At 59.0% G+C, this 13,271-nt stretch carries 14 protein-coding genes; 11 read left to right on the top strand and 3 right to left on the bottom strand.

The genetic code is table 11. The features are described from left to right. Nucleotides 1-110 precede the first annotated feature (110 nt). On the bottom strand, nt 111-764 hold the full coding sequence (locus ACIOVB_RS20515; protein WP_401270830.1) for an HD domain-containing protein: 654 nt from the start codon (nt 762-764) through the stop codon (nt 111-113). Nucleotides 765-874: 110 nt separating this feature from the next. Here ACIOVB_RS20515 and ACIOVB_RS20510 point away from each other — a divergent pair, with 110 nt between their 5' ends. From ACIOVB_RS20510 to ACIOVB_RS20465, 10 genes are all read left to right on the top strand, one after another. Then, entirely contained in the window at nt 875-1,354 is a 480-nt protein-coding gene (locus ACIOVB_RS20510; protein WP_064588662.1) for a GNAT family N-acetyltransferase, read from the top strand. 160 nt (nt 1,355-1,514) lie between these two features. Further along, a complete protein-coding gene (locus ACIOVB_RS20505; RefSeq protein ID WP_401270827.1) occupies nt 1,515-2,177 on the top strand; it encodes a hypothetical protein in 663 nt (220 codons plus the stop codon). Continuing rightward, the gene (locus ACIOVB_RS20500) at nt 2,174-2,668 is read left to right on the top strand and encodes a PAAR domain-containing protein (protein WP_401270825.1); all 495 of its coding nucleotides are present in this window, start codon (nt 2,174-2,176) and stop codon (nt 2,666-2,668) included. Before ACIOVB_RS20505 ends, ACIOVB_RS20500 begins: the two co-directional genes overlap by 4 nt. Before the next feature lie 5 nt (nt 2,669-2,673). Next, nucleotides 2,674-3,402 carry an alpha/beta hydrolase gene (locus ACIOVB_RS20495; protein WP_401270822.1) on the top strand — a complete coding sequence of 243 codons (729 nt, stop codon included), beginning with the start codon at nt 2,674-2,676 and terminating at the stop codon, nt 3,400-3,402. Further along, nucleotides 3,399-3,956 (top strand): hypothetical protein, encoded by a 558-nt coding sequence (locus ACIOVB_RS20490; protein ID WP_401270820.1) that lies wholly within the window; start codon nt 3,399-3,401, stop codon nt 3,954-3,956. The genes ACIOVB_RS20495 and ACIOVB_RS20490 overlap by 4 nt, the downstream gene beginning before the upstream one ends. 251 nt (nt 3,957-4,207) lie before the next feature. Continuing rightward, nucleotides 4,208-5,197, top strand: a complete 990-nt coding sequence (locus ACIOVB_RS20485; protein WP_401270817.1) for a 2-dehydro-3-deoxygalactonokinase — start codon at nt 4,208-4,210, stop codon at nt 5,195-5,197. Between the two features lie 19 nt (nt 5,198-5,216). Beyond that, a complete protein-coding gene (locus tag ACIOVB_RS20480; protein ID WP_187677766.1) occupies nt 5,217-5,837 on the top strand; it encodes a 2-dehydro-3-deoxy-6-phosphogalactonate aldolase in 621 nt (206 codons plus the stop codon). Nucleotides 5,838-5,898: 61 nt separating this feature from the next. Then, nucleotides 5,899-7,047: a galactonate dehydratase gene (gene dgoD / locus ACIOVB_RS20475; protein ID WP_008085519.1), complete on the top strand. Its 1,149-nt coding sequence runs from the start codon at nt 5,899-5,901 to the stop codon at nt 7,045-7,047. 172 nt (nt 7,048-7,219) lie between these two features. Then, complete coding sequence (locus ACIOVB_RS20470) at nt 7,220-8,530, top strand: MFS transporter (RefSeq protein WP_187677765.1); 1,311 nt, start codon at nt 7,220-7,222, stop codon at nt 8,528-8,530. A 60-nt stretch (nt 8,531-8,590) separates the two neighbouring features. Next, nucleotides 8,591-9,394, top strand: a complete 804-nt coding sequence (locus ACIOVB_RS20465) for an IclR family transcriptional regulator (RefSeq protein ID WP_187677764.1) — start codon at nt 8,591-8,593, stop codon at nt 9,392-9,394. A gap of 4 nt (nt 9,395-9,398) precedes the next feature. Here the strand turns inward: ACIOVB_RS20465 and ACIOVB_RS20460 are convergent, their stop codons facing one another. After that, complete coding sequence (locus ACIOVB_RS20460) at nt 9,399-10,451, bottom strand: NAD(P)-dependent alcohol dehydrogenase (RefSeq protein ID WP_401270814.1); 1,053 nt, start codon at nt 10,449-10,451, stop codon at nt 9,399-9,401. A 190-nt stretch (nt 10,452-10,641) separates the two neighbouring features. Here ACIOVB_RS20460 and ACIOVB_RS20455 point away from each other — a divergent pair, with 190 nt between their 5' ends. Further along, nucleotides 10,642-11,532 carry an AraC family transcriptional regulator N-terminal domain-containing protein gene (locus ACIOVB_RS20455; protein WP_401270812.1) on the top strand — a complete coding sequence of 297 codons (891 nt, stop codon included), beginning with the start codon at nt 10,642-10,644 and terminating at the stop codon, nt 11,530-11,532. A gap of 183 nt (nt 11,533-11,715) precedes the next feature. Here the strand turns inward: ACIOVB_RS20455 and ACIOVB_RS20450 are convergent. Further along, the coding region (locus ACIOVB_RS20450) for an electron transfer flavoprotein-ubiquinone oxidoreductase (RefSeq protein ID WP_401270810.1) at nt 11,716-13,271 on the bottom strand (1,556 nt) is incomplete at its 5' end.

The raw sequence follows: 13,271 nt of genomic DNA, 5'->3' as shown, positions 1-13,271 counted from the left end.
TGACGCGTTCCTTGACCCGAGCATTGAGCGTCATCTATCTAACACGCCCGGCGCCAGGCTTAGGTCTGAGCTTGGTGAAGTCAGGATCGTTGCGGGCCGGAGTAATGCGTTCAGGCGATACCAATCTCTTCCTTGAACTGCTCCATGAAGCCTTTCAGGCGTTGATGACGAATCTGCGCCAGGCGCTGGCCGGCGGCGGTCTGGAAACCGTCGGCGAGGTGCAGCAGTTTGGTCTGGAAGTGATCGAGGCAGAACCGTGTGTCGTTGTAATCGCGATGTCTCGCCTCCGGATCCTGTGGGTCGTACAACGCCGATCCCATGCGCCCGGCCACGTAGAAGGTGCGGGCGACGCCGAGCATACCGAGGGAATCGAGACGGTCGGCATCCTGGACGATTTTTGCTTCGAGGGTGATTGGCGTGATGTTGGCGGAAAAGCTGTGGGCTTCGATGGCGTGGGCGACGGTGTTGATTTTGGCTTCGGGCCACTTCAGGTCGGCCAACACTGCGCAGGCTTTTTCCGCTGCCAGGCGCGAGGCTTGCGAGCGCAACGGCGAGTTCTTTTCAACGGCGACGCAATCGTGCAACAGCACAGCCGCCAGCAATACTTCAAGATCCCCGCCTTCCTCGGCCTGCAACGTACGCACGTTGTGCCAGACCCGTTGCAGGTGGGCGAGGTCGTGAGCACCGTCGTCTGAGGGTTCGAGCGCGTGGGGTAGCAGATCTTCCGCAAGAGTCATCAGTGGAGTAAAAGCGCTGGCAGACATAAACACTCTTTCAGTTGAGGTGGGTGTCTGTGGCGAGGGAGCAAGCTCTCTCGCCACAAAAGCAATGGCGCCTTAGTATGGCGCTTTCCATTATCCAACAAGGCCCGTCCATGACGATCGAGATCCGCCCGGCGACCCCCAGCGATGCTCCGCAAATCCTCGCGTTCATCACCGAACTGGCAGATTTCGAAAAAGCCCGCCACGAAGTTATCGCCAGCGTTACCGACATCGAACGCAGTCTGTTCGGCGAAGGCGCCACCGCCCATGGCCTGATCTGCCTGCGCGACGGCCTGCCCATTGGTTTCGCCGTGTTCTTCTTCAGCTACTCCACCTGGCTCGGCAGCAACTGCCTGTACCTCGAAGACCTCTACATTACCCCCGAGCAACGTGGCGGCGGCGCCGGCAAAACCCTGCTGCGCCATCTGGCAAAAATCGCCTGCGACAACGACTGCGGCCGCTTCGAGTGGAGTGTCCTGGAATGGAACACGCCGGCCATCGACTTCTACAAATCCCTCGGTGCCCAGCCGCAGGAAGAATGGGTGAGGTATCGCATGGATGGCAAGGTGTTGCGCGAGTTCGCCGAGGGCTGAACAACAATGATGGCGATCCAGTGCTAATTCGATTGTCGCCAGCCCTCTAGTCCGGCATTCTACGCGCCATTTTTGCGCGCTCACGGACGACACCTGCAATGCCTCTGGCAAAATTTCTCCACGCCCGTGGAGCCTTCGCTGCGTCAATGAGTGACCGGCGATGAGCGGATTACGGGCGTCAATGCGTTTGTATGGCCTGGTGAAAAACTCGGGCTCCAGCGACAACCCCCAGCGTCAACCGGTAGACATCCTCTGCGTCGTCAGTCGCACGGGCGGCAAAGCCATCCGTGCGTTTGTGTCTCGGCTCGACGCCGAGTTGATGGCGCGCAGCGAAGGGCTCGATGCTTATCGCGTGATCCCCCTGCGCAGCTTTGATCCCACAGTGTTTATCGACGTCCAACAAGGCTGGCTGACGCTGCACATTTGCTGCGGCTTCGTCGCCCCGGCCGGTCATTCGTTGCTCAAGGACGGCGCGCTGATGCCGATGGGGTGGTACGTCTACTCCGAGATTGGCCAGTGGACTGCTGAACATCATCTGGATCTCGGTGCGCAAATGGCCGAGTTGCTGCAATCAACCTACGACCTGATTCACCTGCACAATTACAACGCTTGGCTCAACGAAATCGACGACGCCACCCCCGCCGATTTGCTTTGGCAAACCGACGAAGCCTGGCGACATCTGCAAACCGCTGCATCTCCCGACAGCCGTGAGCATTGCCACGCCCTGTTCGACCCCGTCGACAATCGCTGGCGCTTCGCCGCGACCGACATCGATATCCATCAGCCGCACCCGGAACCTCTGAAGCAAGGAGCTTTGAATTGAGTGGTAAACCCGCCGCACGCGTCACCGACCCGACCGCCTGCCCACTGCCTGGCCATGGCACCAACCCGATCGTCTCCGGCTCGCCGAACGTCTTCTTCGACGGCCTCGCCGCTGCGCGCATGACCGACAAGTCAGCATGTGGCAGTCCGATTACTGGCGCTGTCTCCGGCACTGTGTTCATCAACGGCCTGAACGCCGCCACGCTGGATAGCACCGGCGGGCATGGCAATGTCGTGGTCGGCGGTTCGGGGACTGTGATTATTGGCCAGAGCGGCGGAGGCGCGGCGTTTAGTGGGTTGTTGCCGATGCCGGTGCATTTTAATGATCGGATGCAGATCGTTGATGAAACCAGCGGCGAACCGCTTTCCTATATCGCGTATGTCATCGAGCGGGCGGATGGAACGCTGGAGCGAGGCGTCACCGACGCAGCGGGGCACACCCACACTGTTAGCTCGCATCTCAAAGAAACAATCAAACTGTACGTGGAGTAACACCGATGGGAGCCCAAGCCGGAGCCGTTCAAGGATGCATCGGGAGACTGGTAGCCAGCCACGAACTCACAACCAAAGAAGACCAGACCGCCAAACCTGTGACGCTTGCGAGAGAAGTCGTAGCGTTTTTCATCGGTGGGGCAGGTGATTCGGAAAGTTACTATGGCGATGGTCCGAGTAACTACACCTTAAGGGCCATGGAGGCGTTGGAGGGGCGACTGGGGCCGAAATACGGCGATAAATTCCAACGGCATTACATGGGCTACAACGACGTCAAAGGGGATTCCGATCTTGAGGAATTTGTGTTTTCCAAGCTTCCTCACAAGTCCGCGCACGTGTACATCGTTGGTCACAGCCTGGGTGGATGGAACGGCGCGCATTTGTCTCAGATTCTGACCGACAAAGGTTACATCGTTAAAATGCTCGTTACGTTGGACCCCGTTGGTGAAGGAGTGATGGTTGCATTGATCTCGGATATTTATTGGTCGGAGCCAACACCCAAGGCTGAAAAATGGATCAATGTTCGAGCCGAGCCTGTTGAGATGGATCGGACCGACGTCGTTGCCTGGATGGGGGGTAAGTGGGATATCGAGTCAGGTCCGGATGTCATGGGGATTGTCAGGTTCAACCACTATTCGGCGAGAGTTCTGTATGAAACCCGGTTGGAGTGCGGGCAATCTGCTTTGGACTTATCTGCGGACTCTATCGCTGGTTATTTGGGAGAAGGAGCATGAGATTTGCACTGCTGATCGTGGCGTCGCTGCTGTGCGTGTCCTGCGCAAAGTCCCATGACATAAGGTCGGCGAAGTTGGAATTCGAATCGATTCAATCTCGTTCGGAAAACATTTTTTTTGATGTGAATTTTTATTCGGATATGGAATTGCTGGAGCTTTTCAGGCGAGAAAAGAAAGCGAACAGCTATGACCAGGTTTTCATCTGTGCGTTAGGCGAGGATACGGATTTCTCTGTTGAACACACGATTTCAAAAGCCGCGATGGGGTTAATCGAAGAAAACAAAGAACCTTTGAGGCAAGCAGGATTTGCTTACACGGCAAGGATTGCCGTCAAGAACGTGGCAGAAAAGAAAAGATCGTCGACGTATTTGAGTCGGGAGGAGTTGGAAAAACTATTGGTAGGTAAGCAAAGTATTCCATGCAAGGTGGTCATCACGGCCACAGGTTATAAGGCTTACTACACGCAATCGATGTTTATTCCTGTTGCAGACATTCTGTCTGCCTTGGTGGACGACTCAGTCAAAGGTGAAACGGTATCCCCCGCGTCCGAGTAATCCATCATCCGCGGTGACGGACGCCAGGAGCCCGGAATAACTGACGACAAAGGCCACACACATGAGGTGGGTTCCAGCGAGCACGAAACGGTGAGGGTCCTGATTAACAAGAATCTGGACGTCGTTCAGCGGTGGACAAAGTGAACTGATTTCATCCCAAAATATGGGATGTAAAATTACATATTGAGATTTACTGTTTGAGAGGTCTATAGTCCGTCGCACTCACTGCCAAAAACAAAACAGGTGAAGCGATGCTGGCGCAATTGATCGCGCTCGATTGGGGGACGACCTCATTACGTGCTTACAAACTCGCGGCGGGCGGTGTGGTGCTGGAGCAGCGTTCGCTGTCGTCCGGGATCATGCAGTTGCCGAAGACCCCGCGAGTCATCAACGGTCGCGAATGTGCCGACGGTTTTGAACTGGCCTTTGACGAGGCTTGTGGCGACTGGCTCGATGCACAGCCGGATCTGCCGGTGATCGCCTGCGGCATGGTCGGCAGCGCGCAGGGCTGGCGTGAAGCGGCCTACTGCGAAACGCCGGCGAACGTCGCCAATCTCGGAAACTCCCTACAAACAGTTGTCAGTCTTCGCGGCACGCGGGTGCATATCGTGCCGGGCGTGATTCAGCGTTCGCGACTGCCGAATGTGATGCGTGGCGAAGAGACTCAAGTCCTCGGTGTTCTGCAGAATCTTCCGGTGGAAGCGGGCAACGAAGTGTTGATCGGCCTGCCGGGCAGTCATTCGAAATGGGTGGAAGTGGTCGATGGCCGCATCACGCATTTCGACACCTTCATGACCGGCGAAGTGTTCGCCGTGCTCAGTGATCACAGCATCCTCGGCCGTACTCAACAGCAAGGCGCGACGTTCGATGGTCAGGCGTTTGACCGGGGCGTGCAGGTTGCGCTGTCGGCGGACGGTGAGCTCGGCGTGCTCTCGACTTTATTCAGTGCGCGAACGCTGGGCCTGACCGGTGAACTCAGCCCGACGGCGCAAGCGGATTACCTGTCGGGCCTGATGATTGGCCATGAACTGGCGGCACTCGCCACGGTTCAGCGGCATCGACGCAACAGCGTGCACCTTCCTTCGATCGTCCTTATCGGCAACGCGCAACTCTGCGCGCGCTATAGCCGTGCCCTCGATGCCTGCGAGTTCGCCAAGGTGACGCTGGCCGAGCAGGCCACCGAGCGTGGCTTATGGCAACTGGCGCTGGCCGCCGGACTGATCGATTCCTCATCCCGTTAACCCTGACTGGAGGCCTGACATGCTCAAGCAAGCATTGGCACAAAACGGTCTGATCGCGATTCTGCGCGGCCTGCATCCGCAGGAAGCTGCCGCTGTCGGAGAAGTCCTGTATGCCGCCGGATTTCGCGTCATCGAAGTACCGCTCAATTCCCCTTCGCCGTACGAAAGTATCCGCATCCTGCGCACGACGTTGCCCGCCGATTGCCTGATCGGCGCCGGCACGGTGTTGACCCCGGAGCAGGTCGAGCAAGTGAAAGAGGCTGGCGGCCAGGTGATCGTCATGCCGCACAGCGACGCCAAGGTGTTGCGTGCAGCAAAAGCGGCGGGTTTGTTTCTGTCGCCAGGCGTGGCCACACCCACTGAAGCGTTCGCGGCGCTGGAGGAGGGCGCGGACATTCTCAAGCTGTTTCCGGCCGAGCAGATGGGCCCGGCAGTCGTCAAAGCCTGGCTGGCGGTGTTGCCTTCTGGAACGGTGCTGGCGCCGGTCGGCGGGATCACGCCGGACAACATGCAGGCGTTTATTGACGCGGGTGTGAAAGGCTTCGGACTCGGTTCCGGGCTGTTTAAACCGGGGATGACGCCGCAGCAGGTTGCGGTCAATGCCAAGGCCTACGTCGCTGCCTGGAAAGCCCTTCGCTAAGAACTTTTGGCGCTGCGTGCGCTGCATCTATAAGAGCTGCATTTACAAAAAGAGAGCAGAGATGAAAATCACCAAACTCACCACCTTCATCGTCCCGCCGCGCTGGTGCTTCCTCAAGGTTGAAACCGATGAGGGCGTGACCGGTTGGGGCGAGCCTGTCGTCGAGGGTCGCGCACACACCGTTGCCGCTGCCGTTGAAGAATTGTCCGACTACCTGATCGGCAAAGACCCACGCAACATCGAAGATATCTGGACGGTGTTGTACCGCGGCGGTTTCTATCGCGGCGGCGCGATTCACATGAGCGCACTGGCCGGTATCGACCAGGCGTTGTGGGACATCAAGGGCAAGGCGCTCGGCGTTTCGGTCAGCGATCTGCTGGGCGGTCAGGTGCGCGACAAGATCCGTGTGTATTCGTGGATCGGCGGCGACCGTCCGGCCGACACCGCACGGGCGGCGAAAGAAGCGGTGAGCCGTGGTTTTACCGCGGTGAAGATGAACGGCACCGAAGAGCTGCAGTTCCTCGATACTTTCGAAAAAGTCGACCTCGCCTTGGCTAACGTGGCCGCCGTGCGTGATGCGGTCGGGCCGAACGTCGGCATTGGCGTCGACTTCCATGGCCGGGTACACAAGCCGATGGCCAAGGTGCTGATGAAGGAACTCGACCCGTACAAACTGATGTTTATCGAAGAGCCGGTGCTCAGCGAAAACTACGAAGCACTGAAAGAACTGGCGCCGTTGACCAGCACGCCGATTGCTCTCGGTGAGCGGTTGTTCTCGCGCTGGGACTTTAAACGGGTGTTGAGTGAAGGTTACGTCGACATCATTCAGCCGGATGCGTCGCATGCCGGCGGCATCACCGAAACCCGCAAGATCGCCAACATGGCCGAAGCCTACGACGTGGCGCTGGCGCTGCATTGCCCGCTGGGGCCGATTGCGCTGGCAGCGTGTTTGCAACTCGACGCGGTTTGTTACAACGCGTTTATCCAGGAGCAGAGCCTGGGTATCCATTACAACGAGAGCAACGACTTGCTCGACTACGTGAAGGATCCGCGAGTGTTCGATTACGACAAGGGCTTCGTGAAGATTCCGAACGGGCCGGGGTTGGGCATCGAGATCAACGAGGAATACGTGATCGAGCGTGCGGCCGTCGGTCACCGCTGGCGCAACCCGATCTGGCGTCACGCCGATGGCAGTTTTGCCGAGTGGTGAGTCATCCCTGACCCACCGCTGGCGGTGCTGATCGTTCCCGCGCTCTGCGTGGGAACGCCTCATTGGATGCTTTGCGTCCGCTGTTGGGACGCGGAGCGTCCCGTGCTGCATTCCCACGCAGAGCGTGGGAGCGATCTTCTGACCTCAATAAACATAAAAAGAGGCACTCCCCATGCAACCGCAAACCCTCACCGGGCAGGCGTCTTTAGTCACGCCTAGCCGTAAGCGGTTTTTCATCATGGTGTTGCTGTTTATCACCGTGGTTATCAACTACCTCGACCGCAGTAACCTGTCGATTGCCGCACCGGCGCTGACCAGTGAGCTGGGCATCGATCCAATTCATGTCGGCCTGATTTTCTCGGCGTTCGGCTGGACCTACGCCGCGATGCAGATTCCCGGTGGCTGGCTGGTGGATCGGGTGCCGCCGCGCATTCTGTATAGCGTTGCGCTATTGCTGTGGTCGCTGGCCACGGTGATGCTTGGTTTCGCTGCCAGTTTCATTGCACTGTTCGTGTTGCGCATGGCGGTCGGTGCGCTAGAAGCGCCGGCCTATCCGATCAACAGCCGCGTGGTCACGACCTGGTTCCCCGAGCGCGAGCGCGCCACGGCGATTGGTTTCTATACGTCCGGGCAGTTCGTTGGGTTGGCGTTCCTCACCCCGGTGCTAGCCTGGCTGCAACACGAATTCGGCTGGCACATGGTGTTCATTGCAACCGGCGCGGTGGGCATTGTCTGGGCGGCGATCTGGTACGCGGTGTATCGCGAGCCGCGTGATTTCAAAGGCGTCAACGATGCAGAAATCGACCTGATCCGCGAGGGCGGCGGGTTGGTGGATATTCAGGCCGAGAGCGCCAAGGTCAAAGCCAAATTCAGTTGGACCGATCTCGGCATCGTTCTCACTAAACGCAAGTTGTGGGGCATCTATCTCGGCCAGTTCTGCCTGAACTCGACGCTGTGGTTTTTCCTGACGTGGTTCCCGACCTACCTCGTGAAATATCGCGGCATGGACTTCATCAAATCCGGCCTGTTGGCGTCGCTGCCGTTTCTCGCAGCGTTCGTTGGCGTGTTGTGTTCGGGGTTCTTTTCCGACTTTTTGATCCGTCGTGGTTACACCGTCGGTTTCGCGCGCAAGTTGCCGATCATTGGCGGGCTGCTGATTTCCACCTCGATCATTGGCGCCAACTTCGTTGAGTCGACGCCGCTGGTGATTGCCTTTCTGGCGCTGGCGTTTTTCGGCAACGGTCTGGCTTCGATCACCTGGTCGCTGGTGTCGACACTGGCGCCGGCGCGTCTGCTCGGCTTGACCGGTGGGGTGTTCAATTTCATCGGTAACCTGTCGGCGATTGCCACGCCGATCGTGATCGGTTTCCTCGCCAGCGGTGATTCCTTTGCCCCGGCGATCACCTATATCGCGGTTCTCGCATTGATCGGCGCTTTGTCCTACGTGCTGCTGGTGGGCAAGGTCGAACGTATCGAGTTGTAGTGCTCAGTGTCGGGCGACCATAATGCCGCCCGTTCCCTCGCTCAACGGTAAAGGCTGGATATGCAGGAAGACGCCCCGGAAAAAACCAAGGACGCCGCGCCCACCGGCACTCAGACGCTACTTCGCGGGCTGGGTGTGGTGCAGGCCGTGGCCAGTGGCGCGCGGGATCTCAAGGAGATCGCCCGGCTGATCGGCACCACGCGCAGCACCACCCATCGTCTGGCCAGTTGTCTGGTGGATGAGCGTTATCTGCGTGTTGTGCCGCAAATCGGTTATCTGTTGGGGCCAAAGCTGATCGAGCTGGGTTTCCAGGCACGCGAAGAGTTGCCGCTGGTGACGTTGGCCGGGCCGTATCTGGATGAGTTGTCGGCACTGACCGGTGACACGGTTCACCTGGGGATTCGTGAAGGCGACGAAGTGCTGTATCTGCTGAAGAATCCAGGGCGCAACGGCCCGGAGATGCGTTCGCGGGTTGGCCATCGCATGCCTCTGGCACGCACCGGGATCGGCAAGGCGTTGATGCTCGACGACACGCCGCAGGATTGGCAACGTCTGTACGACATCAGTCTTCCGGCGGGTGGGAAAAGTCAGTTCTGGCCGCAGCACCCACAGCAGTCGTGGGAACAGGTTGAACAACGGATGACCGAGTATGTGGTCGGTGGCTACGCGTTCGATCTGGAAGACAACGAACCGTCGATCCGTTGTGTGGCGGCGCCGATCCGTGATGCGAGCAAGCGCATTGTGGCGGCGATCAGTATCGCCAGCACTGTGCCGTACATGCCGCTGGAGAAGATGGCCGAGCTGATTCCCCTGATCAAAGGGGTCACAGCCCGGCTATCGGCGGAGCTGGGATTGAAGGTCTGAAGGATCAGACTTTCAGGGTCGCCATGTCGATCACGAAGCGGTATTTCACGTCACCGGCAATCATGCGGGCGTACGCCTCATTGATCTCGCGGATGTCGAGCATTTCAATGTCGCAGGTGATGTTGTGCTCTGCGCAGAAATCCAGCACTTCCTGAGTTTCGGCGACGCCACCGATCAGCGAACCGGCCAGCACGCGGCGACTCATCACCAGTTTGCCGGCGTGTACCGGTGGATCAACCGGCTCGATCAGACCGACCAGAATGTGCACACCGTCGAAACGCAGGGTGTCGAGGTACGGGTTCAGGTCGTGCTGCACCGGAATGGTGTCGAGCAGGAAGTCGAAGTAACCCGCCGCAGCTTTCATCTGCTCGGCATCGGTGGACACGATCACATGATCGGCGCCCTGACGACGGCCTTCTTCAGCTTTGCTTGCCGAACGGGTGAACAGCGTCACTTCGGCGCCCATCGCCTTGGCGAACTTGATGCCCATATGGCCGAGGCCGCCCATGCCGAGAATCCCGACCTTGTCGCCAGTCTTCACGCCGTAGTGCTTGAGCGGCGAATAAGTGGTGATGCCGGCGCAGAGGATCGGCGCGGCGCTGGCCAACGCCAGACGCTCCGGAATGCGTACAACAAAGTGCTCGCTGACGACGATGCTGTCGGAGTAGCCGCCCATGGTGTTGCTGCCGTCGACCCGGTCCGGGGTCGCGTAAGTCATGGTCGGACCTTCGAGGCAGTATTGCTCAAGGTTCGCTTGGCAGGCTTCGCAGGAGCGGCAGGAGTCGACCATGCAGCCAACGCCGACCAGATCGCCTACTTTGTGTTTAGTGACATTCGCACCGGTGGCGGTGACTTTTCCGACGATCTCGTGGCCGGGCATCAACGGGTAAACAGCGATGCCCCATTCGTTGCGCGCCTGGTGAATGTCGGAGTGGCAGACGCCGCAATACAGGATCTCGATCGCCACGTCGTCGGCCCGAGGGCTGCGGCGTTCGAATTTCATCGGGGCGAGGGGCGTGGTGGCCGATTGGGCGGCATAGCCGATGGCGGTATACATGTGAAACCTCGCAAAAGCAGTAACAAGTGAGGCGGCGCATTTTGGGCGCCGTCCGCCTGTCCGGCCATGACGATTCCTCCGGGTCTCATGCCTAATCCTCCGGCATGCGGCTTTGATCGGTCGCATTGGCAAAAGGATCTGCGATGATGCTTTCATCCCTTTTTCCGTGGTTTTTGTGAAGAACATGTCGATGCAATTGACCCGTCACCTTGATGCCAACGCCACGCTGGTTTCGTTGATCGAACCGCTGGCGCTGCGCGACGGTTATTCCCAGACCGGGCTGCCGGGTGTGCAGGTGTTGCGCGCCAGTTGCGACGTTGCCCGTGGCCCGCACATTTATGAGCCGAGCCTGATGATCATCGCCCAGGGCAGCAAACTGGCGTTTCTCGGGCCGCGCACCATGGAGTATGGCGCCGGGCACTATCTGATTCAGGCGCTGCCGGTGCCTTTCGAATGCGAAACCTTTGCCTTGCCGGATGCGCCGTTACTGGGGATTTCGGTGGCGATCGACCGTGTCTTGCTGGGTGAATTGGTATTGGCGATGGGGCTGGCGCCGGGGCGGCATATTCCAGCGCAGACACCTGAGTCGATGACCTCGGTGGTGCTTGACGATGCCATGCGGGGTTGCGTCGAGCGGCTGCTGCAATGTCTGCACGATCCGCTGGAATGCCAGATTCTCGGGCCGGCGCGGATTCGCGAATTGCTCTTCGTCGCCCTGCGCGGTCCGCAGGCTGATGTGTTGCGGGCATTGGTCGAGCAGCAGGGGCAGTTTGCCCGGGTCGCGGCGTCGATCAGTCATCTGCATGCGCATTACACCGAGCCGTTGAACGTCGAGACGTTGGCCAGTTGCGCGAACATGAGCGTTTCGACGTTTCATGAACATTTCAAGCGCAGCACGTTGTTGTCGCCGGTGCAGTATCTGAAGCGCCTGCGCTTGCTTAAGGCGCAAACGCTGCTGGTGGCGGAGGGCCTGGGTGTGGCGCAGGTGGCGCATCGGGTCGGGTATCAGAGTACTTCGCAGTTCAGCCGTGAATATAAGCGTTACTTTGAGCGTAGCCCTGGAGAGGAGCGCGCGGCCTGAGGATTTACACAATCCCCTGTAGGAGTGAGCCTGCTCGCGATAGCGGCGTACCAGATGACATGATGTCGACTGGTTTACTGCTATCGCGAGCAGGCTCACTCCTACAGTTGTTTTTGGTGAGACAAAAATTTTGGGCAACAAAAAGGCCCCCGTTTCGGGAGCCTTGATGTTCAGCGGTTCGGCTTACATATTTGGATAGGTCGGGCCGCCGGCGCCTTCCGGCGTGACCCAGGTGATGTTCTGCGAAGGGTCCTTGATGTCACAGGTCTTGCAGTGCACGCAGTTCTGGGCGTTGATCTGGAAGCGTTTCTCGCCGTCTTCCTTGGTGATGACTTCGTATACGCCGGCCGGGCAGTAGCGCTGCGCCGGTTCGTCGTACAGTGGCAGGTTTTTGCTGATCGGGATGCTCGGGTCGGTCAGCTTCAGGTGGCACGGCTGTTCTTCTTCGTGGTTGGTACCGGAGATGAACACCGAGCTGAGTTTGTCGAAGCTGAGCTTGCCGTCGGGTTTCGGGTAGTCGATCTTCTTGCAGTCGGCCGCGAGCTTGAGGCAGGCGTAGTCCGGCTTGGTGTCGTGCAGGGTGAACGGCAGTTTGCCGCCGAAGATGTTCTGGTCCAGCCAGTTGAAGCCGCCACCGACAATGGCGCCGAACTTGTGGACGGCCGGGCCGAAGTTGCGGCTGGCGAACAGTTCGTCGTAGAGCCAGCTCTTCTTGAAGGCGTCGACGTAAGTGGTCAGCTCTTCAGTGCCGTCCTTTTCAGCGAACAGCGCGTCAGCCACCGATTCAGCGGCGAGCATGCCGGACTTCATCGCGGTGTGGCTGCCTTTGATCTTGGCGAAGTTCAGGGTGCCGAGGTCGCAACCGATCAGCGCGCCGCCCTTGAAGACCATTTTTGGCAACGAGTTCAGACCGCCCTTGCAGATCGCGCGGGCGCCGTAGCTGACGCGCTTGCCGCCTTCCAGGTACTGAGCCAGTACCGGGTGATGCTTGAGGCGCTGGAACTCGTCGAACGGCGACAGGTAAGTGTTGCTGTAGGACAGATCGACGATCAGACCGACCACCACCTGGTTGTTTTCCAAGTGATAGAGGAACGAGCCACCGGTGTTCTCGGTGCCCATGATGTCCAGCGGCCAACCGGCGGTGTGCACCACCAGGCCTGGCTGGTGTTTGGCCGGATCGATTTCCCAGATTTCTTTCAGGCCGATGCCGTAGTGCTGGGCGTCGGCATCGCCGTCGAGGTTGAAGCGCTTGATCAGTTGCTTGCCGATGTGGCCACGGCAGCCTTCGGCGAACAGCGTGTATTTGCCACGCAGTTCCATGCCCGGGGTGTACAGGCCTTCTTTCGGATTGCCTTCGCGATCAACGCCCAGATCACCGGTGATGATCCCGCGCACGATGCCGCTTTCATCGATCAGCGCCTCCTGAGCGGCGAAGCCCGGGTAGATTTCCACACCCAGGTTTTCAGCCTGTTGGGCCAGCCAGCGGCAAAGGTTGCCGAGGGAGATAATGTAGTTGCCTTCGTTGTGCATGGTCTTGGGCACAAAGAAGTCAGGAATCTTCTGCGCGCTTTCGGCGTTTTTCAGCACGAAAATATCGTCGCGGGTGACTGGCGTGTTCAGCGGGGCGCCGAGTTCTTTCCAGTCCGGGAACAATTCGTTCAGAGCGCGTGGTTCGAACACGGCACCGGAAAGGATGTGTGCGCCGACTTCGGAGCCTTTTTCGACCACGCAGACGCTGA

Source organism: Pseudomonas sp. NPDC087639 (assembly GCF_044743385.1).
Lineage (GTDB): Bacteria > Pseudomonadota > Gammaproteobacteria > Pseudomonadales > Pseudomonadaceae > Aquipseudomonas.
Note: the sequence above shows the minus strand (reverse complement) of the source record. Positions and strands in the feature narration are given on the sequence as shown.